This is a genomic window from Nocardia sputorum, assembly GCF_027924405.1.
Classification (GTDB): domain Bacteria; phylum Actinomycetota; class Actinomycetes; order Mycobacteriales; family Mycobacteriaceae; genus Nocardia; species Nocardia sputorum.
Map to the genome: position 1 here is coordinate 2,354,996 of NZ_AP026978.1, position 19,911 is coordinate 2,374,906.

A 19,911-nucleotide genomic window follows, 5' to 3' on the forward strand; every position below is an offset into this window, starting at 1 on the left:
GGGGTTTCGCTCTGTTCAGCGGTGCGCTGCCCGAGGGACGCTGCTCTGGGATGCCACGATGCGCACGAGATCGCCCAGTGCGATCTCCACGTCGGTCAGGTGCAGGCCCCATGTGGCGTCCGGGACGGGATACAGCTGCGGACTGCCCGGTTCCGGAGTCGCCATCAGTGCCGTCGCGCCGCCGTCGCGCACGCATTGGAGCCGGTACTGCTCGGCGGGGATCAGCCACGGCGTCGGCGCGGCGACGGCGGCCGGCCCTCGGCGCAGCGCCACTTCGACGCCGAGTGGGCTGGGCACCGGTCCGGTGCGGAGTACGGTCGCCGCGACGCGGGCTTCGTTGCGGCTCAGCGAGGCCGGATTGGTGCAGGCGATCTCGTAGTCCGGACCGTACGGCCGTGGCAGCGGCTCCGGGGTCGCCGGATTGCGGCCGAACCGGCTGTCGGGCGGCGGGGTCGCGCCGAAAGTCTGCCACGCGAGCACGCACCGCGTCTGCACCTCGCTGCGGCACAGCGGCAGATACCGGAAGTCGCCGCCGACGTCAGCGTCTCGGGGCACCACCACATTGCCGCCGAGCAGGATCGCCGACAGGATCCGGTCGCGCACCGCCTGCTGCGGTTCGATCTCCTCCCGGATCAATTGGCGCAGCATGCGCGCACCCTGCGAATGCCCGATCAGCACGACCGGCCTTCCGCTCTCGCGCTCCGCGAGGAACTGACGCCACGCCCGCAGCACGTCCCCGTAGGCGATCCGCGCCATCTCCGCGCGCTGCTCGGGGGTGTAGACCCGCTCGGCCGCCAGCGCGGTCAGGGTCCGCTGCCGATACACCGGCGCGAAGACCTGACACACCTGCGAGAATCGGGCGGCCTGTTGCTCCGCGACGGCCCGCACTTCCGGCGTCACCGCGGTGCCGGAGTTGGGTGTCGGCTCCAAGGACGCCGTCGGATAGACATAGAAGCAGTCCACGCCGGAATCCGTGGCGACAGCGGGATCTTCGCGGACATCGGGTTGCCCGGCCCGCCGCACGGTCGTCGCCGAGCTCCCTCGGCACGGATCATCGGTTCGATCCGGCCGGCACAACCAGACGACACCGGCGTCGTCGAGCGGGTCCGCCGCCGCGCTCACCGACGAGCCCGCCGACAGCCCGATTCCACACACGACGGCCGCAATCGTCCGTGCCCACCGACTTTTTCGCATCGCGCCTACCTCACTGCTTCCGCACCCGGCCACCGGTGCCGAACCGGGAACGCTCGTCCGGGCGCCTGGGTTGGCGTCAGCCTAGCGGCCGTCGCACGGACCGGGACCGCGATCGTGCGTGTGCCTCACATCCGGCGGCGAGCGGCACCGGTCAGCCCTGCACGAGTCGGGCGAGGCGGTGCCACGCCGGAGAGGAAACACCGGGCAAGGACTGCGCCGCCAATCGAGCCATGGCGGGGTTGGCGACCGGATCGGTCTCGGATCGGTTGTGCCGGTTCGCGAACCAGCCGCGCGTGCGGTCGGCGAGGGCGGGAAGACGAGGATCGTCGGGTGACCAGTCGTAGGCGGCGTCGTGGTCGAGATAAAGGGCGCGGAATTCGGTGTCGGCGAGGAATTCGCGTTTCTCGGTCAGCCACTTGGCCGCGTCCTCCGGTGCGGCGGTCCGCATGAGAATCCAGCCGTCTCGTTCGAGGCGTATCTGACGCTCGCTGACGCCGAGTGCCCGCAGATCGTCGAGATGGTCGGCGGCTTCCGCGGAGACGAAGAGCCGGTCGCCGCCGCGCAGCTGGGCGAGTTGGTCGCGGGTTCGCCGCAGCCGCGCGATACGGCCCTCGAGGTCGCGGTCTATCTCGGCGACGACCGCGGTGAGCGCCTCCGGATCAGCGTCGAGGACGTCCTTGATGCGGGCCAGCGGTACGCCCGCGTCCGCGAGGACCCGTATCTTGACGAGATCGATGGCGTCGCCGGCGGTGTAGCGCCGATAGCCGGACGAGTCGCGGTCGGGCTCGGCGAGCAGACCGCGCTCGTGGTAGTGGCGGATGGCTTTGATGGTCACTCCGGCGTATTCCGCCAGCCGGCCGATCGTGATCATGCCGGACATCCTTTCACTCGGGGTTTCTTACCGGGACCCGTCGGGCCAGGCGGCCACCCCCGTTGCGGAAACGCGCTCGGCCGTCGCGGATGTCGTGGTAGGAGACGAGCAGCAGCCGCAGGTATCCGTCGAACGTCTCCAACGGGTATCCGGCGGGCGCGAAGAGCCCGGGCCGGATCGGCACGTAGCGCTGCGGCGGTGCGGCGGTCGCGCCGCCCGCGAACTCGGTGAAGATGCGCTCCTGCGCCGCGTCCGCCGGTTCGTAGGTCACCCGCTCCTCGAGCAGGCCGTCGATGACGCCGACGTCGATACGCAGCTGATCCGAACGGTAGGTGCCCACATAAGGGGTGAGATCGATATCTTGCGCGGTTTCGGTGACCAGGGCGGGGATCCGGACGCCGAGGTGCTCGCTCAGCAGCCATCGCAGGATCTCGTCGTGCAGCATGATCGCGCCCGGGTTGTTGCCGAACGCGGTGAACACCAGGTCGTGTTCGGGCACGACGCACAGGATGGACACGCCGCCGGGCGACGCGCCCGACATCGCGAGGACAGTCGTGTCGCCGAACGGGTAGCGCACCCAGCCCAGGCCCATCGGCGGGACGTTCGGTGTGGCCATGTCGTGGGCGATCTGCCGCATCGACGCGGTCGACTCGGGCGAGAGGACGCGCGTGCCGGAAGGGGACACCCCGCCCGCGAGGTGGGTGCGTCCGAAAGCGAGCAAGTCGGTGACGGTGCCGATCGGCGTGCCGCCGGCGGGCCCCCAGGTGTCGGGCAGCATGAACATGCCCGTCGGCTTCATCGTCATGTCCGCGGCCGGGAAGTGGCCGATCGCGGTGCTGCGCAGGATGGCCTGCCGGGCGGACGTACTGGAATTCGTCATACCGACAGGCGCGTAGATGTCGCGCGCGAGCAGATCGGGGAAGGACAGGCCGGTCACCACTTCCAGCAGGCGCCCCGCGACGATCATGCCGCCGTTGGAGTAGCTGAGTTGCTCCCCGGGTTCGAACAGGATGCCGCAATTGCTCGCGAGGCCGTCGACATAGGTCTTCAGCGCGTCTCGTCCCCCGGCGTCGGGGAAGAACAAGTCGGCGTCGATACCGTTGGTGTGCGAGACCAGGTGCCGGACCAGGATTCTGTCCGCCGCGCCCGGCTCGGTCAGGGCGAACTCGGGAAGGTACCGCACCACCGGCGCGTCGAGGTCGAGGCCTCCGCGCTCGACCTGCTGGAGGACCAGCGTGGTGGTCAACACCTTGGTCACCGAGCCGAACAGGAACCCGGTGTCGTCGAGCATCGGTGCGCCGGTGGCGGCATTGGCGGTGCCGTGGGCGACCACGATCTGCTCGCCGCCGTGGTAGACCCCGGCGACGAAGCCGGGGACACCATTCGACGCGCAGTGGGCGACGACCTGCTCGCGAATCCGGGCTTCGAGGGTGCGCAGTGCGTTGTTGTTCATGCCGACCACCGTCCAACCTTCACCCAGGGGCAAGGTCAAGGCCGCGAGCGGAATTCGGTCCGATCGACCTGCGGCGGCCGTGCTGTGGGCACTAAACCAGCCACGGCGACCGACCGGGACTCACTGGATCTATGAGAATCGCCGTCAACATGATGATGTGAACGCATCGCCGATATGGGTCGATGTCCTGCTCATATCTAACGGATCATGGTGCATTCGGCTGGAAGTCTTCCATTCTCACGAGAATAGTGACTAACATATTGCTCGGATCCCCTCGGCTGACCCGTGCGGCTGGACACCTGCCCGCCGGCGCGGGTGCCGGTCGATACGCGGCGCGTGGATCGAAGCGAAAGGATGCATCGACGCATGCTCAAGAGACTCGACCGAATACTCGGTTATGAGATGAAGGTCTCCGAGTTCCTCGGCACCCTCATCATCATCGGCGTTCCCTACGGGCTGGCCGGGGTGGTCTGGACGCTCACGCACACCAGCCATCTGCGCGACATGCACGGCATCGATCTGGTGATCTCGTTCCTGGGATCGATCGTGTGCTGGCCGGTGCTCACCTTCTCGAACGTGTGCATGACCTGATGATGGCTTTGGTATGGCTCATCGACGTTCTCGTGATCGTGGTCAAGATCCTCGGTGGGCAGATGAAGGTGAATCCCGTGCTTCGCGCCGGGTTGTGGGTGGCAGTGCTGAGCCTGTTCCTGGCCGGCTGCGCGGTGCTCGTCGCGCTCGTGGTGTTGCTGCAACGGTGGCTGGAAGCTCTCGCTTAACCGTCTCGCGATGCGTTCATGAATGTTGGAATAGAGAGTTACATACTGACTTTGTGAGCGTGATCGTCAAGTGGTGTCGACGTGATCGACGACTCATATGAGCACTTCGAGACGGGTGTCGCCCTAAGCTCGGCGAGCTCGAGGCGAAGTTCGCCGCTTCGATGACCAAAGAAATTGTCAATCACTTGTCTCTTGTATGACGTCTGTGACGTGTGCAACACTGCACACGCTCCGCGCCATCGAAGGGGCGGCCGCTGGCGCGGCGGACGAGAAATCGAAAGGAACGGCCACCAGTGACTGCCTCGCTGCGAACGCCGGCCGACAAGCAACCGCCACCGGAACCGGGCGAAGTCGAGAAGATGATCGCCGGCGCTTCGGGGTTGTGGCGGCGCCACCCCCAGCGCTCACTGGAAACCCTCGGCCGGCAGGTCACTTTGGGCCGCGAAGCGATCGTCCAACTCTTCGTCTCACTGGTGCGCGGGCGCTTTCCCTACCAGGAGTTCATCAAGCAGTGCGCCTTCATGGCCAACGTGTCGGCGGCGCCGACCGTGTTCGTGGCCATTCCGATCGCCGTCGTGGTCTCCATTCAGGTCGGCGCTCTGGTGAACCAAGTGGGCGCGACGACATTCATCGGCGCCGTAGCGGGATTGGGCATCATCCGCCAAGGCGCGCCCTTGGTGTCGGCGTTGATGGTGGCCGGTGCGGTCGGCTCGGCGATCTGTGCCGATCTGGGATCGCGGACCATCCGGGAAGAGATCGACGCGATGATGGTGATGGGCGTCGATCCGGTGCGCCGCCTGGTCGCGCCCCGGCTCGCGGCGGCGGTGCTGGTGAGCGTCTTGCTCTGCGGCTTCGTCGTCTTCGTCGGATTCGCGACCGCGTACATGTTCAACGTGTACGCGCAATCCGGGACGCCGGGCTCGTTCATCAGCTCGTTCGCCTCCTTCGCGGTGGCGAACGACCTGATCATCGCCTTGGTCAAAGCCGCGATCTTCGGCGTGCTCACCGCGGTGATCGCCTGTGACATCGGCTTGCACGCGCACGGCGGCCCCGGCGGCGTGGCGAACGCGGTCAACTCGGCGGTGGTCAGCTCCGCGCTGATGTTGTTCGCCACCAACATCATCCTCACCCAGCTGTACAACACCTTGTTCCCGGCGAAGGTGGTGTGAGAATGGCGAGCACCTACACACCTCCGGCGCTGAAACCGCTGCGCAGTGTCGGAAAGACCGCGCTGGCGCCGGTGCACGCCAACCAGCGCCTCGGGCATCAGGCCATCACGTTCTTCCAGGCTCTCGGCGCCATCCCGTTCGTGCTCCGGCACTATCGCCGTGAGGTGGCGCGGCTGACGGCCGACATCGGCTGGGGCAACGGCTCACTCATCGTCGGTGGCGGCACGATCGGCGTCGTCGTCATCTTGTGCGCGTTCGGCGGCATCATCGTCGGGATGGAGTCGTTCACGGCGCTGAACCTCCTCACGATGTCCCCGCTCACCGGCGCGATCTCCGGATTCGCCACCACCAGGGAACTCGCGCCGATCCTGGCGACCTTGGCCTTCGCGATCCAGGCCGGCTGCCGGTTCACCGCTCAATTGGGCGCGATGCGGATCTCCGAGGAGATCGACGCGCTGGAGTCCATCGCCATCCGCCCGCTTCCGTACCTGATCAGCACGCGCATGATCGCCTCGACCCTGACCATCATCCCGCTGTACAGCATCGGTCTCGCCACCGCCTATCTGACCACCAAGATCACGGTGCTGTTCCTGGGCGGAACGGCGGCCGGCACCTACGACCACTACTTCTTCCAGTTCCTGATCGGCACGGATGTCTTCTTCTCCCTGCTCAAAGTCGTGGTGTTCGTGATGCTCTCGACGTTCATCCAGTGCTACTACGGCTATGTCGCCACCGGCGGCCCGGAAGGCGTCGGGGTCGCGGCCGGGCGTGCCATCAAGATGGTGATCGTCGTGATGGTCTTCGCGAATCTCTTTCTGACCTTGACCATCTGGGGCATCGATCCCGGATTCCGGATTTCGGGGTAGGGCCGACGATGATTCTGGACCCCAGTGGCCGCGGACCGAGCGCCAGGCAGCTGACCCTCGCCGGGCTGGCGGTGCTGACCACGATCGCGGTGCTGCTGTACCTGCTGGCGCTGCGCTACACCGGCTATTTCGAGGACAAGGTCCCGGTGACCGTCGTGCTCACCAGCACCGGCGACGGCTTGCCCGGGCGGGCGGACGTCAAGTTCCGCGGCATGGTCGTGGGCCGGGTGGCCGCGGTGGACGTGGTGGCGCGCGGCGCTCGCCAGGAAGCGCACGTGGACCTGCGACCGGAGGTGGCCTCGACCATTCCGGTGAACGTGACCGCCCGGGTGATCCCGAACAATCTGTTCGGCGTCACGGCGATCGAACTCGTCGACAACGGGCCGGAACCGAAGACGCTGCGCGCCGGTGCGACCATCCCGGAGGACACCGGCAGCGAGACGGTCGCGCTGCAAACCACCTTGAACGTCCTGCGCAACGTGCTCGACAACATCCAGCCCGAGAAATTGGGCCGGGTGCTGGCCACCCTGGCGGCGGCGCTGGATCCCGCGGCCCGCGCGCCCGGCTCGACGGTGCAGCGCCTGGACGTCTGGCTGACGGAGATCCGGGCGACACCCGGTGTCGACACGCTGCTCGGAGATCTCGGGCGGGCGTCGATCGCGCTGAGCCAGTCGGCGCCGGAGTTGGTCGGAGTGCTGTCGGAGTCGGTGACCACCGCGCGAACCCTGGCCGAACGACGAGCGAAACTCATCGATCTGCTGGCCACCGGGAATGCCACGGTCGATACGGTCAACGCCCTGTTCGCCCGCAATCCGGACGCGGGCAAGTTCCTCGTCGCCGGGCTGGACGATCTGTTCGGCGGTTTGGCCAAGGACCCGGAAGCCATCCCCTACACGGCCGCGAACCTGAACGTGGCTTTGCAACGGCTGGCCACCACGTTCCGCTACGGTCCGGCCAAACAGATGGTGTGGAAGATGGACGTGTCGTTCACGCCGTTCCAGCAGTACACGGCGAAGGACTGCCCGCACTACGGCGACCAATACGGCCCTCGCTGCGGCGGCGCAACGGTACCCGAGGTGGCGCCGGAGCAGAACTATCCGCCGCAACTGATGCCGAAGTGGCTCGACGCGGCAGGACCTCCGCCGGTACCGGTGGCGCCCGCACCCCTCGGTGCGATGGGGCTGGTGCTTCCCGGGCTACCGCCGATTCCGGGTCTTCCCTTCCTCCCGGGGCTGCCGTCCATCCCGGGACTCTCGCCGGCGCCGAATGCCGTCGCGCCGACCGAGCCCGCCACGCGGAATCCCGGCACCGGGGCCGAGCCGATCGCACTGCGCGGATCCGATGCTGTCGCGGCCATCGTGGGAACGCGACCCACCGTGGCGCAGTACCTGCTGTTGAGCCCGGTACTGGCGGGCGGGTCGGTCACCGTGTCCGCCCACGACGAAGGACGGGGCAAATGAAATCGGCCAAGGCGCTGGCGGGCTTCAGCTTCTTCGCGGTGGTGGCCGTCGCGCTCACCTTCACCATCTGGTCCACTCTGCAGCGGTCGGTCGACGGCGACACCCACCGCTATTCGGCGATCTTCTCCGACGTGCTCGGCCTGCGCGTCGGGGACGACGTGCGGATGGCGGGCGTGCGGGTCGGGCGCGTGGACGAGATCGATTTCACCGACGGCTACCGGGCCAAGGTCGATTTCCGGATCGATGAACGCCAGCATCTCACCACCACGACGAAGGCGCTGGTGCGCTACCAGAACCTGATCGGCCAGCGCTATATCGCCCTGGCGCCGGGCAAGGAGGCGGGCGCCGTCGTCGAAGCCGGTGCGCAGATCCCCTTGGAGCGCACCGAGCCGTCGTTCGACGTGTCCGCGTTGCTGTCCGGATTCGAACCGCTGTTCAGCGTGTTGCAGCCGGATCAGGTGAATTCGCTGTCGGAGACGTTGATCCAGGCGCTGCAGGGCAATCAGGTGTCCCTGCGCAGCCTCATCGTGCAAGCCTCCGAGCTCGCGGGCACCTTCGGGCAGCGCGACGAGATCCTGGGGGAGGTGCTGGGCAATCTCAGCTCGGTGGTCAGCGGTCTGGCCCACCGCAGTGGCGAGCTGGAGACGTTGATCACGCAGGCCAGGGCGCTGGTGGAGGCCCTCTACTCGCAAGGAGAGAGCTTGAAGCACTCGGTCGACCGGGTGGCAGACACGACCGACTCGCTGACCCGGCTGATCATGCAGGTCAAGCCGGGCCTGGCGGGGGCGCAGCACGACGCCACCACGGGCGTCGCGTTGCTGTTGCTCAACGGCGCGTCCCTGGATCGGGCCGCGGTCGAACTGCCCGCCGTTCTCAACGGCGTCGCCCGCTTCACCAGCAACGGCGCCTACGGAAACGCGTATCTGTGCAGCCTCGACGTGTCGTTGTGGGGCGTGGTATTGCCGCCGGGATTGTTCTCCCAGGTGGGCGGCAATTCGCACTCGGAGGTGTGCCGGTGATCGGGCGCCTTCCGACCCCGGGTTTCCTACGGAATCGGTACCTGCGGCTCGGCTTGATCGCGGCCGCCACGGTGGCGGCTCTGCTGATCGGATCGAGTGTCCTGACCCAGGCCCGGCTGGGCGACAAGACGATTCACGCCGAATTCGCCCAGGCTGCCGGTCTCCGTCCCGGCGCGACGGTGGACGTCTCCGGGATCGAAGTCGGCGAGGTGCACTCCGTGCGCCTCGAGGGCACCAAAGTCCTGGTGGACCTGAAGGTCCGGCGCGATCTTCGGTTGGGCGCGGACGCGCGCGCGGCGATCGAGATGTCGACGATCCTCGGCCGATTGCACGTCGACCTGGTCCCCGGCGACGGCAAGGGATTGCCGGGCAACCGCATTCGGTTGGAGAACACCTCGGTGCCGTACAACCTGAGCAAGGTCATCCAGGACCCGAAGTACAAGAACTCCTTCGAACGCATCGAACGCCTCGACCCGCAGAAACTGCGCCAAGCGCTGGATCTGGTCGACCAGCAGCTGGGGGATTCCCCGCAGCTGGCGGTCCAGGCGCTCGACAGCATCGGCGCGCTCGCCAAAGTCGTCACCGATCGCCGGGACGAGGTGGACGCGCTGCTGAAGAGCATGGATCAGGTGTCCCAGCTCGTCTCCGACAATCAGAACAGCGTGCTGCTGTTGCTGACCCGCGGCGAAGCGATCGGCAACGCGGTGCGGCAGCGGCAGGACCTGCTGAAGCAGCTACTCGACAACGTCGCGGCCCTGTCGCGACTGCTCCAGGAGATGGGGGTGGAGAACAACGATCAGCTGGCGCCGCTGATCCACGATCTGAACACCATGTCGGAGGGTTTGCAGAAGAACCGCGACAACCTGGACCGGCTCTACGAGAACATGCCGATCGCGTTGCGGCAGTTCAACAACGCCGTCGGCAACGGGCCGTACGGCGACGTGTGGGCGCCCTGGTTCTTCCCGGACAACTGGCTGTGTTTCGCCCGAGCCGTACAGGGGTGCAACTGATGAGAACACGACGATTCGCGCAGGTCGGCGGCCTGATCGTGGCCGCGCTGGTCACCGCGAGCTGCGCGCTCGTGCCCGACAGCCTGACCGCGCTGCCGAGGCAATACCTCGGCGAGCGCATCCGCATCAGCGCCGATTTCGAGAATGTCGCCGGGCTCTACGCGGGCAACGAGGTCGCCGTGCTGGGCGTCCCGGTCGGCCGGGTCGACACCGTGGCGGCCAAGGGCAGTTATGTCCAGGTCACCATGAGCTTGGAGAAGGGAACCAAGGTTCCGGCCGATGCGATCGCCGCTCTCGTGTCGCCGCAGCTGATCACCAACCGCCATGTCGAACTCGCCCCCGCGTACGGTGGCGACGGGCCGACCCTCACCGATGGCATGCACATTCCGCTGTCCAGGACGCGGACACCGGTCGAACTCGACCGCATTCTGCAGAATTTCGACCAGCTCGGAGCCGCGCTGAAAGGCGACGACCAGAACGGGCCGATGGCCAGCCGGGTCCTGTTCCCGCTGCTGGACGGCAACGGCGACCGGCTGCGCGCGACATTGGACGCCTTGTCCTCGGCCTTCGAAGTGACTTTCGCCAACAAGGACCAGATCTCGAACACCATCGTCGAACTCAACGAGATCACCCAGATCATCGCCCAGAACGACCAGACCGTACGCGATTTCAGCGGCCGCCTCACCGAATTGGTGCAGCTGATGGGTGACCAGGCGCCCGGTCTGCAAGCGGTGCTGCGGCAGCTGGACCAGTTCGTCACCAATACCGGCACGCTGGTCGGCGAGAACTCCGATCAGCTCGCGGGCGCGCTGGAGCGATTCACGACGATCACCGAACAGATGCGGGCCAACTCCCGCGGCCTCACCGAGATCGTCGACGTCGGACCTTTGCTGTTCGAGAACCTGTCCAACGCCGTCAGCCGGGAACATCAGGCGCTGCGCCTGCACGCGCTCACCGACAAGGTGCTGCTCGACAACGAGGTCGTGTCGCAGTTCTGCGAACGCATCCAGATGCGCCTCGATGGTTGCCGCACCGGAAAACCGCAAGATTTCGGGCCCGACTTCGGTATCACCGCAGCCCTTCTGGGGATCACCAAATGACCGGCGGGAAAGCGCTTCGGCGCACGACAGTGGCGGCCGCGCTGGTCGCGGCGATGAGCACCGCGACCGGCTGCAGTGTGACGGTGGCGAATCTGCCGATGCCGAAACCCGGCATCGGAGCCCCCGGCTACACCATTCGCGCGGCCTTCCGCGACGCGCTGAACCTGCCCGATCACGCCCACGTGAAGATCGGCGGCACCGATATCGGCGTCGTCACCGCGATCAGCACGACCAACTTCATCGCGGAAGTGGACATGCTGATCAGGGAAGACATCCAGCTGCCCCGGGGCACCACCGCGGAACTGCGTCAGGCGACGCCGCTGGGCGACATCTTCGTGGCGATGACCTTGCCCGCGACCGCACCGGGCGGGGAGAACCTGCGCGTGGGGGACGTCATCGACACCGAGCACACGTCGGCCGCCGCGTCCGTCGAGCAGCTGATGATGTCGGTCTCGATGCTGATCAACGGCGGCGGCATCAACCAGGCCGCGAAGATCACCTCCGAACTGGATTCGATGTTCGCCGGTCGCGCGCCGCAACTGGCACACCTGCTCAGCGAGCTCACCAATGTCATCGCCGCGCTCAATCAGCGCACCGGGGACATCGACAACGTTTTGACCGGCCTCAACGTGCTGACCGGCGAATTGGCCCGGCGCAAAGCCGAACTCGGCGACGCCGCGGACACCTTCCCGGCGCTGCTGGCGCTGTTGGCCGAGAACAATCAGTCCATCGTCGACCTGCTCGACAAGGTCTCGACCACGATGACCGCGCTCGGTGATTTCACCGAGACGACCGGGCCGCAGGCGGTCAGCCTGTTCGACAGCATCCAGCGGCTGATGGCCGGCTTCACCCAGATGGGCGACGATCTGAGCGGCACGTTGAACGGTCTGCACACCATCTACCCCGGGCTGATGGCGAGCCTGGACGGCCCCACCCTGGCCGTGGCGGCGACGGTGTCCTACCTCAGCGTCGGCGCCTTGACCGATCCCAGTGGCAGCAGGCCGCCCGAGCTCGGTGACGTGCCCGCGTTCGTCGGCAGCTTGGCACAGGTCATCGAGAAGGTGATCGGGCGGGTCACCAGTCCGCCCCAGCAACCGCAGCAACCCCAGCAGCAAGGAGGGGAGCGGTGAATCCTCCGCTGTGGCAATGGCTGGTGCGCCGCCGCATCGCGCTCGCGAACTTCGGATTGGTCGTCGTGCTGATCGTCGGCGCGGCGTATCTCGGCGCCGAAGTCCTGCGCATCAACCCGCTGCCGAACAACTACTCGGTGACGGTGGAGTTGCAGACCTCGGGCGGACTGTCGGCGGGCAACGACGTGACCTTCCGCGGTACCCGGGTGGGCAAGGTCCGCGAAGTGAAGGTGGCGGGCAGCGGCGTCGCGGCCGTCGCCGAGATCGACTCGTCGGCGAAGATCCCGGTGGGCGGCACGGTCGCCGTGGGCCGGCTGTCGGCAGCGGGCGAGCAATACCTCGACTTCCGTCCGGATTCCGACACCGGCCCCTACCTCACCGACGGGGCGCTGGTGGAACGGTCCCAGACCACCGTCCCGGTGACGGTGCAGTCGGTGCTGACCAACCTCAGCGGCTTCATCGGGGGCCTGAACCCGGACCGGTTGAACGTCATCGTCGACGAACTCGACAAGGCGCTGGCCGGCGGCCCCGACCAGCTGCGCAACATGGTGTCGGGCATCAGCCGCGCCATGGCCGGGCTGAGCGACTTGCTTCCCCAGACACGGCAACTGATCGAGAACCTCGAAGTGATCGCGGAGACGACGTCGCACGCGCAGCCGGACCTCGCGACACTCACCCGCACGGGCGGGGTGTTGTTCGAGCAGCTGACCGCGGCGGACCAGGAACTCCGTCATCTCTTGGACGAAGGGCCGGTCCAGCTCCGCACACTCGGCGGCTTCGTGTCCCGCACCGAAGACCCGCTGACCAACCTGGTCACGAACTTCGTCGCCATCACCAAGGCCGCCAAGCTGCGCGCACCGGCGATCGCGGCGCTGTTTCCGGCATTGCGGGTCGGATCGCAGGCGCTGGGGATACCCGCCCACGACGACGCCTTCTACACACTGGTCGACATCTGGCCGCGGCCCACCTGCGAATACGACACCATCCCGCTGGTGCCCACGGACAAGATGACCGACACCAGGGTCCGGCTCTACAACTACTGCGTCACCAACGATCCTGCCCTGCAGGTGCGCGGTTCGGCGAATGCGCCGCGTCCCGACATCCCGGACAACGGGTCCACCCGACCGCCGGGCGTCGGGGGCGATGAGCTGTCTCGCCCGGTTCCCGGCAACTAGGAGATTCCGATGAAGAGTGAAGACGTCGATCCGGCCGTCGAAACCGACTCGCCCGCAACGCGACCGGAAGAGCAGGCCGTCCCGGTGGCAGCCGGCTCCGGCGGCACGGCGGCCGCGGACGGCGGCGCGGATCCCGGCGTGACCGCCGGCTCGGAGCCCGCGCAAACCCCCGGCCGGTGGGAAAGGCTGCGCCGCCTGCCGATCGGACGCCCCGGGCCGATCGTGCAGCGCTCGGCGGCCGCGGTCCTCGTCGGCGTATCGGTGGCCTCGGCCGGTTACTGGTACGTGCAGAACGACAACAGCAAGGATCTGCTGGCGGCGCACGAGGACGCGCGCGCCGCCGCCTGCCGCTACGCGCCCATCCTGGCGAACTACGACTCCAAGAACCTCGACGCGTACTTCGCCGCTGTCGGTGACGGCGCGACCGGCGACTGGAAGAAACAGTTCGAGTCCACCAGCACCGAGCTGCGTGCGGTGCTCGGCGAGGGCCAGGTCACCTCGGCCACGCGCGACGTCCAGTGCGCGGTCCGCGCCGGTGACGAGCACTCCGCCGAAGCGATCGTGGTCATCGGCCAGACCATCACCAGTCTCGGCACCAAGGGCAAACCCGCGCCGGGGCAGCTGTCCATGGTGATGCGCTTGGAGAAGGTCGGGGACCGGTGGCTGGTGAACAAGGTCAACTCGCCGTTGACTTTGCCTGCGCAGCCCTGAAATTTCTATAAACATAATGACGCCGATCCAAGGGTGAAGACGCGCTTAAACCCAGGTAGAGCCTTGTTAGGCTCGTCGAGTCGGGTAGAATATTCGGTAACATAAGTCCGAGGTGGCCCACCCGGTCATCGAACGTAGGAGTCCGGGCACGGCGGCGTCCGGCTGACGTCGACCCGGCCGATTCCCCTCGTCGTGCGACGTGTGAACGCAGATGGAAGGACATCCCGATGACCGCAGTCGCTCATCAACCCGATCACGACCACGGAACACCGCTGACGAAGGATCGCACCCGCATCGGTATCAGCGTCACGCATCGGCCGTTTACCAAGCGGCCGATCAAATTGACCGACGCCCTGGATTTCTGGTCCTTCGCCGGCGCCGCGGCGAACGTGGTCATGCAGATGGCCCGGCCCGGCGTCGGTTACGGTGTGGCCGAGAGCAAGGTGGAATCGGGCTCGCTGATGAAGCATCCGTGGAAACGCGCGCGGACGACCACGCAATATCTCGCGGTCGCCATCCTCGGCACCGACGAAGAGCGCAAGGCATATCGCGAGGCGGTGAATGTGGCGCACCGGCAGGTGCATTCGGCCCCGGGCGCTCCGGTCAAGTACAACGCCTTCGACCGTAATCTCCAATTGTGGGTCGCCGCCTGCCTGTACATCGGGTTCGAAGACACCTATCAGCTGCTGCACGGAAGAATGAACGACGCGCAGGCCGAGGCGTTCTACACCTCCTCCTCCACGCTGGGCACGACCCTGCAGGTAACCGAGGACATGTGGCCCGCCACCCGGGCCGAATTCGATGAATATTGGAACGCCGCCTGCGAGCAAGTCGTGCTGGACGACTACGTCCGAGGCTATCTCGAAGCCTTGCTGGAGCTTCGTATGATCCACTGGTACCTGCGGCTGCCTTTCCGGAACCTGCTCCGATTCCTCACCATCGGATTCCTGGCCCCGATCTTCCGGGAACAACTCCGGGTCGAGTGGACCGCCGCCGACCAGCGGCGTTTCGAGCATCTTTTCGTGTTCGTCTCCTTCGTCAACCGCTTCATTCCGCGCTTCGTCCGCCACGGCGGATCGCACGCGCTGATGGTCGACCTGCGACGGCGCATCCGGAAGCAGAAAAACCTCATCTGAACAGTTGCTCGTCAAACCGTTCGGCCACTGCGGGATTTGGCGATTTCGCGCGGTACCCGGTACATTCGTCTCGTCAAGCTACCGAGCGATCGGTGGACAGGCACGAATACCCCCGAGCGAGCCCCGAACCGATGCAGACCGGTTCGGGGCTCGGTTGGTTCACGTGGCTTTCGAACGATCCGGGGCCCATGTCCCCTACGCTGTCGAGCCGCCTGTCTTGTGGACCACCCGTTCTCGTGCCGGAGGAGCGGCCGAACGAATCAGTCCGGCGGTTCCTGCGCCTCGTCGGTGGTCAGTTCCGGAGCGATCTCCCGAGTCGCCATTCCGCCGTGGCGGTCTTGATCGGTCGGGCCCGGCCTGCCTCCCTTGGGCTCGCCGGTCCTCTCGTCGTCCCTGTCTTTCTCGCGTGCCATGACAAACCCCTTTCGTTGTCGCTTCGATCTACCCGCAGGGGTCCACTTCACACTTCATCCGCTTCGTCGCCATCACCCTGGTCATGGCATCGAGGGCTCCAGTGCGGCCGGTCGACGGCGACGTTCGCGCAAAGTGAGCAGTACGTGGTCGAAGCGGGTGCGCGTGTGCACTCCGGCGCCGCCGAAATCGATCAGCGCCGCCACCAGTTCCTCGGCCAGGACACGCAATTTCGTGTTCGTTTCTTGAGACCGCCAAATCAGCACACGAAACGCTTGATCGGCCGAGATCCCGTACACGAGCATCAGAGCGCCCTTCGCCTGCTCGATCACTTCCCGAGCGGCGACCATTTCCGGCAGCGTCTCGTCGATGATTTCCTGGCGTTCCTCATCGACGGTATCGGTGACATCGATATAGAAGCCCGCCGTGCCGACCACCGCACCGGTGGAATCACGCAGCTGGTCGCTCACCACCAGCACGTGGTGCACCACCCCCGCGGTATCGATGATGCGGTGGCGGCCGCTGAAAGGCAGCCCGGTCCGCACCGCCGTGGCCAGGGTGTCGGCGACCTCGGCCCGATCATCGGGATGTTTGTGCGCCAACAGCAATTCCGTCGTCGGCGTCACCTCGCCCGGCGCGTAACCATGCAGGGCCGCGACCTCGTGCGACCATTCCCAGCGTTGATCGGCGAACCAGAACTGGAAACTTCCGGTCCGCTTCGAGAGTGGGACCGTGGGCGCCGGTCCCGATGGCGCATTGTCGTTCACGGCCTCTGCATTCCCCGCCGCCGGGCCGGTATGCGCCAGTACCGCACCGGCGGGTCGTGAACCGCCTCACCGAGCCGCCCTCCCGCTCCCACTGCGAACATCGCGCCGGGAGCGGTGTCCGCGGCAACGGCCCGACGCTGCCCAGCGGCCGCCTTCGGCTTCGCGCGCATCGTCTTCGGCAGCCGGTTCTCGGTCGTCGCCGACGGCTTCGGCGCCGATCACCGGGGTATTCGCCGCTTCGTGGTGGATTCTCTGCGACGGGCGGTCAGCACGCCCCTGCTGTATTTCTTCATCCTCGGCGACATCCTGGGCGCGGGCGTCTACGTGCTGGTCGGGTCCATCGCGGGGGAGTCCGGCGGCGCGGTCTGGTTGCCGCTGCTGGTGGCGCTCGGTCTCGCCTGCCTCACCGCGGGCTCCTATGCCGAGTTGGCGACCAAGTACCCGAAGGCCGGCGGCTCGGCACACTACGCGGGCCGCGCGCTGGGACCCGCGGCCGGATCGCTCGTGGGTTTCTGCATGCTGGCCGCCGGTGTCGTGTCGGTGGCGGCGTTGAGCAGGGCTTTCGCCGCGGACTACCTGCGCGCCTTGGTGACGTTGCCGACCGCGGTCGTCGTCGTGGTGTTCCTCACTACGCTGGCGTCGCTCAACGTCTACGGGATCAAGGAGTCGCTACGCGCCAACGTAGCCGCGACACTCGTCGAAGTCGGCGGGCTGGTCGTGGTCATCGGGCTCGGAGCGTGGGTGGTTTTCCGGGGAGACGCCGACCCGGGCCGGCTCACCGAGGTGGGGACAGCGGAGCGCGGCGTTGTCGGCGCGACCCTCGCGGGCGCCGTCTTGGCCTTCTACTCCTTCGTCGGGTTCGAGACCTCGGTGAATCTGGCGGAGGAAGTCACCGAGCCGCGCAGGTCCTATCCGCGAGCGCTCTTCGGGGCGCTGCTCACTGCCGGTGGCGTGTATCTGCTCATCGGGTTGGCGGCCGGTGCGGTGGTGCCCACCGATCGGCTGGCGAACTCGAGCGGTCCGCTCCTGGAAGTGGTGCGCGCGGCCGGAGGCGTTCCGGACGAGTTGTTCGCGGTGGTCGCCTTGGTGGCCGTGGCGAACGGAGCCCTGCTCACCGGCATCATGTCCTCGCGGCTGGCCTACGGCATGGCTCGCGAGGGACTGCTGCCGCGGGCGCTGGGCCGGGTCTTGCCGGGCCGCCGGACGCCGTGGGTGGCGATCGTCGTGACAGCGCTCGTGTCGCTACTGCTCGCACTGACCGGTGAGGTGGCCGCACTGGCCGAGACGTTGGTGCTGTTGTTGCTGGTCGTCTTCACGGCGGTCAACGTGTCGGTGCTGATCCTGCGGCGCGAGCCGCACGAAGCGGAGCATTTCCGCGTGCCCGTCGTGGCGCCGTGGCTGGGTCTGGCCTCCTGCCTGTTCCTGTTCACCCGGATCGACGCGGAGGTATGGCTGCGCGGTTCGATCCTGATCGGCGTCGGAGTGCTGTTCGCGGCCGCGAACGCGGTGCGCGCCCGTCTTTCGGAGCCGCACCGTCGCGGTGCTTTCCCGGCCGGGCGCGGAGCATGACGATTCGCTCTCCATTGCGCGGCGACACGACCATGTCCTTGCACCGCTCTTAGCCCGGTGGTACACAAAATCTATGACAACTTAGTTAGATTTTCTCCCGAGAAGAACGGTATCCGGGTGTGCCACCGGCTGCCGGACCCACGGCGCCGCTGCGCCGATCGCAGTACGGAGATCGAATCGGTATTCCCCGAAGTAGCAACTGTCCCTGGAGGTTCCACGCAATGACATACCCCGCGCACGGCGTCTCTTCGCTCGGCAGGGAAGTCCACGGCCCCACCCCGCGGCACGACAGTACACGCGCGGCGGCGCCCCGCGGTCTCGCCGTACCGGACCGTCCCAGCGAATGGCACCCGGGGATGCTGTGGTGGGACGCGGACACGGTATTGGTGACATATCCGCAGCCGCAGGCCGGAGGGCGCTGGAACACCGTGCCGCACCTGGTATTGCCGGTCGGTCACGGGCGTCTGGCCTTCCGGATCTCGTCGCATTCGAGCGAAGCTCGGCATCTGGACGGCGACCGGCGGGTCATCGTGCAAGCCGCGGACTGGCGGGGCGAGCCGGCCCTCGGGTCGCGCCAGCATCAAGGCACCGCCGAATTGCTGCGGACCGGGCCGCTGTTCGACCAGGTGCGAACCGGTATGCGGGTCAAATATGGAAAACGGGTCGGCTTGGCTCGGCTGACCCACCGATTGGCCATGGGCGCGGCTCCCTACGGCGACATCGTGGTCGTCGTCACCGTGCGCGAGAACCGGCTCCTCGGCATGTGAGTTCACGGTCGGGTCACCGCCGCGCCACGGCTGGCCCTCGGCGCCGGACCGGCTGCCGAGGGCGAACGAGGACTTGTGCGAGGTTCGCCCCTCCGGGTCGGCGGTGATCCGAAGTGCTGGGCGGGCATCGGATCCGCCGGACGCGCGAGAGACAATCCGGTCGTACCGGACATGTGCACGGAGCGCTGTCCATACGATGAGGTCGCGTCGCGGAAGGCGTGACGCACCGAGGGCCGACGGAGGTCGATGTGAAGGTCCATCTGCAGGTCACCGGAGCGCCGCGGCAGGTCGCGACCGACGCGCGGGAACTGGCCGAAACCGGGGCCGACGGCCTGTTCACCTTCGAGGGTCCGCACGACGTGTTCTTCCCGCTCGTCGTCGCGGCCGGTGCGACGTCCCTGGAGTTGATGACGAACGTGGCGATCGCCGGGCCGCGCAGCCCGATGCATCTCGCGCACGCGGCCTACGACCTGCAGGTATACAGCGAGGGGCGGTTCCGGCTGGGGTTGGGCTCGCAGATCCGCGCCCACATCGAGAAGCGCTACGGCAGCACGTGGGGTGCGCCCGCGGAGCGCACCGCGGAGAGCGTGGCGGCGGTGCGGGAGATCCTCGCCGCGTGGGAAGGCCGGGCGCCATTGAACTTTCGTGGCAAGTACTTCACGCACACCCTGATGCCGCCCACCTTCGATCCCGGCCCGAACCCGTTCGGGCCGCCGCCGGTGCTGATGGGCGCGCTCGGACCGGTGATGACCCGCAAGGCCGCTGAGGTCGCCGACGGGCTGCTGGTGATGCCGTTCAACAGCGCGCGCCACTTCACCGAGCGCACGCTGCCCGCGCTCACCGAGGGTCTGCGCCGTTCCGGCCGGACCGCGGACGATTTCCCGGTGATCGCTCAGGTCATGGTCGCACTCGGACGCACCGAGGAAGCTTTGGCCGCCGCGATCGACGGGGTGAGCGCGCTGATCGCGTTCTACGGGTCCACCCCCGCCTATCGTCCGGTCCTGGAGGTCGAGGGATGGGCGCAGGTGCACTCCCGGCTCAACGCGTTGTCCAAGGCGGGCGGATTCGCCGAGATGCGGGCGCTGGTGACCGACGAGATGGTCCGCAGGATCGGAGTGGCCGGAACTCCCGAAGAGTGCGCGGCGCAGATCACCACCCGCTTCGGCGCCGGTATCGAGGAGGTGTGCTGCTATTTTCCCGGCTACACACCGGACGCGGCGGATGTCGCCGAGTTGGTGGACGCGTTGCGCGAGCGCCGGGACGCCACCGCGCCGGTCGGGGTGCGCAGTGGCGAAGCTCGACCGCGAAGCTAGCAACACCGGAC

The 19,911-nt window shown here is 67.2% G+C and carries 20 protein-coding genes; 15 read left to right on the plus strand and 5 right to left on the minus strand.

Annotated elements, in window-relative coordinates; all coding sequences use genetic code 11:
- Nucleotides 1-15: 15 nt before the first annotated feature.
- The 3 genes from QMG86_RS10935 to QMG86_RS10945 form a co-directional block, all read right to left on the minus strand.
- Complete coding sequence (locus QMG86_RS10935) at nt 16-1,155, minus strand: DUF3089 domain-containing protein (RefSeq protein WP_281879289.1); 1,140 nt, start codon at nt 1,153-1,155, stop codon at nt 16-18.
- A 190-nt stretch (nt 1,156-1,345) separates the two neighbouring features.
- Nucleotides 1,346-2,065 (minus strand): MerR family transcriptional regulator, encoded by a 720-nt coding sequence (locus QMG86_RS10940; RefSeq protein ID WP_281879291.1) that lies wholly within the window; start codon nt 2,063-2,065, stop codon nt 1,346-1,348.
- Between the two features lie 13 nt (nt 2,066-2,078).
- A complete protein-coding gene (locus QMG86_RS10945) occupies nt 2,079-3,518 on the minus strand; it encodes a serine hydrolase domain-containing protein (protein ID WP_281879293.1) in 1,440 nt (479 codons plus the stop codon).
- Nucleotides 3,519-3,884: 366 nt separating this feature from the next.
- Between QMG86_RS10945 and QMG86_RS10950 the strand changes: the two genes are divergently transcribed.
- From QMG86_RS10950 to QMG86_RS11005, 12 genes are all read left to right on the plus strand, one after another.
- A complete protein-coding gene (locus QMG86_RS10950; RefSeq protein WP_063017990.1) occupies nt 3,885-4,109 on the plus strand; it encodes a hypothetical protein in 225 nt (74 codons plus the stop codon).
- Complete coding sequence (locus tag QMG86_RS10955) at nt 4,109-4,297, plus strand: hypothetical protein (protein WP_159843969.1); 189 nt, start codon at nt 4,109-4,111, stop codon at nt 4,295-4,297. The genes QMG86_RS10950 and QMG86_RS10955 overlap by 1 nt, the downstream gene beginning before the upstream one ends.
- Nucleotides 4,298-4,656: 359 nt before the next feature.
- Nucleotides 4,657-5,466 (plus strand): MlaE family ABC transporter permease, encoded by an 810-nt coding sequence (locus tag QMG86_RS10960; RefSeq protein ID WP_281880907.1) that lies wholly within the window; start codon nt 4,657-4,659, stop codon nt 5,464-5,466.
- 2 nt (nt 5,467-5,468) lie between these two features.
- Nucleotides 5,469-6,332 carry an ABC transporter permease gene (locus QMG86_RS10965; protein ID WP_281879295.1) on the plus strand — a complete coding sequence of 288 codons (864 nt, stop codon included), beginning with the start codon at nt 5,469-5,471 and terminating at the stop codon, nt 6,330-6,332.
- Nucleotides 6,333-6,340: 8 nt separating this feature from the next.
- Nucleotides 6,341-7,792, plus strand: coding sequence for an MlaD family protein (locus QMG86_RS10970; RefSeq protein WP_281879296.1), 1,452 nt, complete (start codon nt 6,341-6,343; stop codon nt 7,790-7,792).
- Nucleotides 7,789-8,811 carry an MlaD family protein gene (locus QMG86_RS10975; RefSeq protein ID WP_281879298.1) on the plus strand — a complete coding sequence of 341 codons (1,023 nt, stop codon included), beginning with the start codon at nt 7,789-7,791 and terminating at the stop codon, nt 8,809-8,811. Before QMG86_RS10970 ends, QMG86_RS10975 begins: the two co-directional genes overlap by 4 nt.
- Nucleotides 8,802-9,821 (plus strand): MlaD family protein, encoded by a 1,020-nt coding sequence (locus tag QMG86_RS10980; RefSeq protein WP_281879300.1) that lies wholly within the window; start codon nt 8,802-8,804, stop codon nt 9,819-9,821. Before QMG86_RS10975 ends, QMG86_RS10980 begins: the two co-directional genes overlap by 10 nt.
- Nucleotides 9,821-10,921 (plus strand): MCE family protein, encoded by a 1,101-nt coding sequence (locus tag QMG86_RS10985; RefSeq protein WP_281879301.1) that lies wholly within the window; start codon nt 9,821-9,823, stop codon nt 10,919-10,921. Before QMG86_RS10980 ends, QMG86_RS10985 begins: the two co-directional genes overlap by 1 nt.
- The gene (locus QMG86_RS10990) at nt 10,918-12,051 is read left to right on the plus strand and encodes an MCE family protein (protein WP_281879302.1); all 1,134 of its coding nucleotides are present in this window, start codon (nt 10,918-10,920) and stop codon (nt 12,049-12,051) included. The genes QMG86_RS10985 and QMG86_RS10990 overlap by 4 nt, the downstream gene beginning before the upstream one ends.
- Nucleotides 12,048-13,226 (plus strand): MCE family protein, encoded by a 1,179-nt coding sequence (locus QMG86_RS10995; protein WP_281879304.1) that lies wholly within the window; start codon nt 12,048-12,050, stop codon nt 13,224-13,226. The genes QMG86_RS10990 and QMG86_RS10995 overlap by 4 nt, the downstream gene beginning before the upstream one ends.
- Before the next feature lie 9 nt (nt 13,227-13,235).
- Nucleotides 13,236-13,937 (plus strand): hypothetical protein, encoded by a 702-nt coding sequence (locus QMG86_RS11000; RefSeq protein WP_281879306.1) that lies wholly within the window; start codon nt 13,236-13,238, stop codon nt 13,935-13,937.
- Between the two features lie 227 nt (nt 13,938-14,164).
- Entirely contained in the window at nt 14,165-15,073 is a 909-nt protein-coding gene (locus QMG86_RS11005) for an oxygenase MpaB family protein (protein ID WP_281879307.1), read from the plus strand.
- A gap of 260 nt (nt 15,074-15,333) precedes the next feature.
- Here the strand turns inward: QMG86_RS11005 and QMG86_RS11010 are convergent, their stop codons facing one another.
- The gene (locus QMG86_RS11010; protein ID WP_281879309.1) at nt 15,334-15,486 is read right to left on the minus strand and encodes a hypothetical protein; all 153 of its coding nucleotides are present in this window, start codon (nt 15,484-15,486) and stop codon (nt 15,334-15,336) included.
- An 81-nt stretch (nt 15,487-15,567) separates the two neighbouring features.
- Nucleotides 15,568-16,251: a PAS and ANTAR domain-containing protein gene (locus tag QMG86_RS11015; RefSeq protein WP_281879311.1), complete on the minus strand. Its 684-nt coding sequence runs from the start codon at nt 16,249-16,251 to the stop codon at nt 15,568-15,570.
- Nucleotides 16,252-16,365: 114 nt separating this feature from the next.
- Here QMG86_RS11015 and QMG86_RS11020 point away from each other — a divergent pair, with 114 nt between their 5' ends.
- The 3 genes from QMG86_RS11020 to QMG86_RS11030 all read left to right on the plus strand — a co-directional run bounded on the left by QMG86_RS11020 (nt 16,366) and on the right by QMG86_RS11030 (nt 19,900).
- On the plus strand, nt 16,366-17,820 hold the full coding sequence (locus QMG86_RS11020; RefSeq protein WP_281879313.1) for an APC family permease: 1,455 nt from the start codon (nt 16,366-16,368) through the stop codon (nt 17,818-17,820).
- 221 nt (nt 17,821-18,041) lie between these two features.
- Complete coding sequence (locus QMG86_RS11025) at nt 18,042-18,587, plus strand: hypothetical protein (protein ID WP_281879314.1); 546 nt, start codon at nt 18,042-18,044, stop codon at nt 18,585-18,587.
- Between the two features lie 248 nt (nt 18,588-18,835).
- Entirely contained in the window at nt 18,836-19,900 is a 1,065-nt protein-coding gene (locus QMG86_RS11030; protein ID WP_281879315.1) for a TIGR03617 family F420-dependent LLM class oxidoreductase, read from the plus strand.
- Nucleotides 19,901-19,911 lie beyond the last annotated feature (11 nt).

What these genes read in the sequence shown, in the direction of transcription:
- QMG86_RS10975 (WP_281879298.1), top strand. Translation starts at nt 7,789, where the DNA reads ATGAAATCGGCCAAGGCGCTGGCGGGCTTCAGCTTCTTCGCGGTGGTG.
- QMG86_RS11000 (WP_281879306.1), top strand. Translation starts at nt 13,236, where the DNA reads ATGAAGAGTGAAGACGTCGATCCGGCCGTCGAAACCGACTCGCCCGCA.
- QMG86_RS10950 (WP_063017990.1), top strand. Translation starts at nt 3,885, where the DNA reads ATGCTCAAGAGACTCGACCGAATACTCGGTTATGAGATGAAGGTCTCC.
- QMG86_RS10940 (WP_281879291.1), bottom strand. Translation starts at nt 2,065, where the DNA reads ATGATCACGATCGGCCGGCTGGCGGAATACGCCGGAGTGACCATCAAA.
- QMG86_RS11025 (WP_281879314.1), top strand. Translation starts at nt 18,042, where the DNA reads ATGACATACCCCGCGCACGGCGTCTCTTCGCTCGGCAGGGAAGTCCAC.
- QMG86_RS11010 (WP_281879309.1), bottom strand. Translation starts at nt 15,486, where the DNA reads ATGGCACGCGAGAAAGACAGGGACGACGAGAGGACCGGCGAGCCCAAG.
- QMG86_RS10990 (WP_281879302.1), top strand. Translation starts at nt 10,918, where the DNA reads ATGACCGGCGGGAAAGCGCTTCGGCGCACGACAGTGGCGGCCGCGCTG.
- QMG86_RS10960 (WP_281880907.1), top strand. Translation starts at nt 4,657, where the DNA reads ATGATCGCCGGCGCTTCGGGGTTGTGGCGGCGCCACCCCCAGCGCTCA.
- QMG86_RS10945 (WP_281879293.1), bottom strand. Translation starts at nt 3,518, where the DNA reads ATGAACAACAACGCACTGCGCACCCTCGAAGCCCGGATTCGCGAGCAG.
- QMG86_RS10970 (WP_281879296.1), top strand. Translation starts at nt 6,341, where the DNA reads ATGATTCTGGACCCCAGTGGCCGCGGACCGAGCGCCAGGCAGCTGACC.
- QMG86_RS10955 (WP_159843969.1), top strand. Translation starts at nt 4,109, where the DNA reads ATGATGGCTTTGGTATGGCTCATCGACGTTCTCGTGATCGTGGTCAAG.
- QMG86_RS10985 (WP_281879301.1), top strand. Translation starts at nt 9,821, where the DNA reads ATGAGAACACGACGATTCGCGCAGGTCGGCGGCCTGATCGTGGCCGCG.
- QMG86_RS10965 (WP_281879295.1), top strand. Translation starts at nt 5,469, where the DNA reads ATGGCGAGCACCTACACACCTCCGGCGCTGAAACCGCTGCGCAGTGTC.
- QMG86_RS11005 (WP_281879307.1), top strand. Translation starts at nt 14,165, where the DNA reads ATGACCGCAGTCGCTCATCAACCCGATCACGACCACGGAACACCGCTG.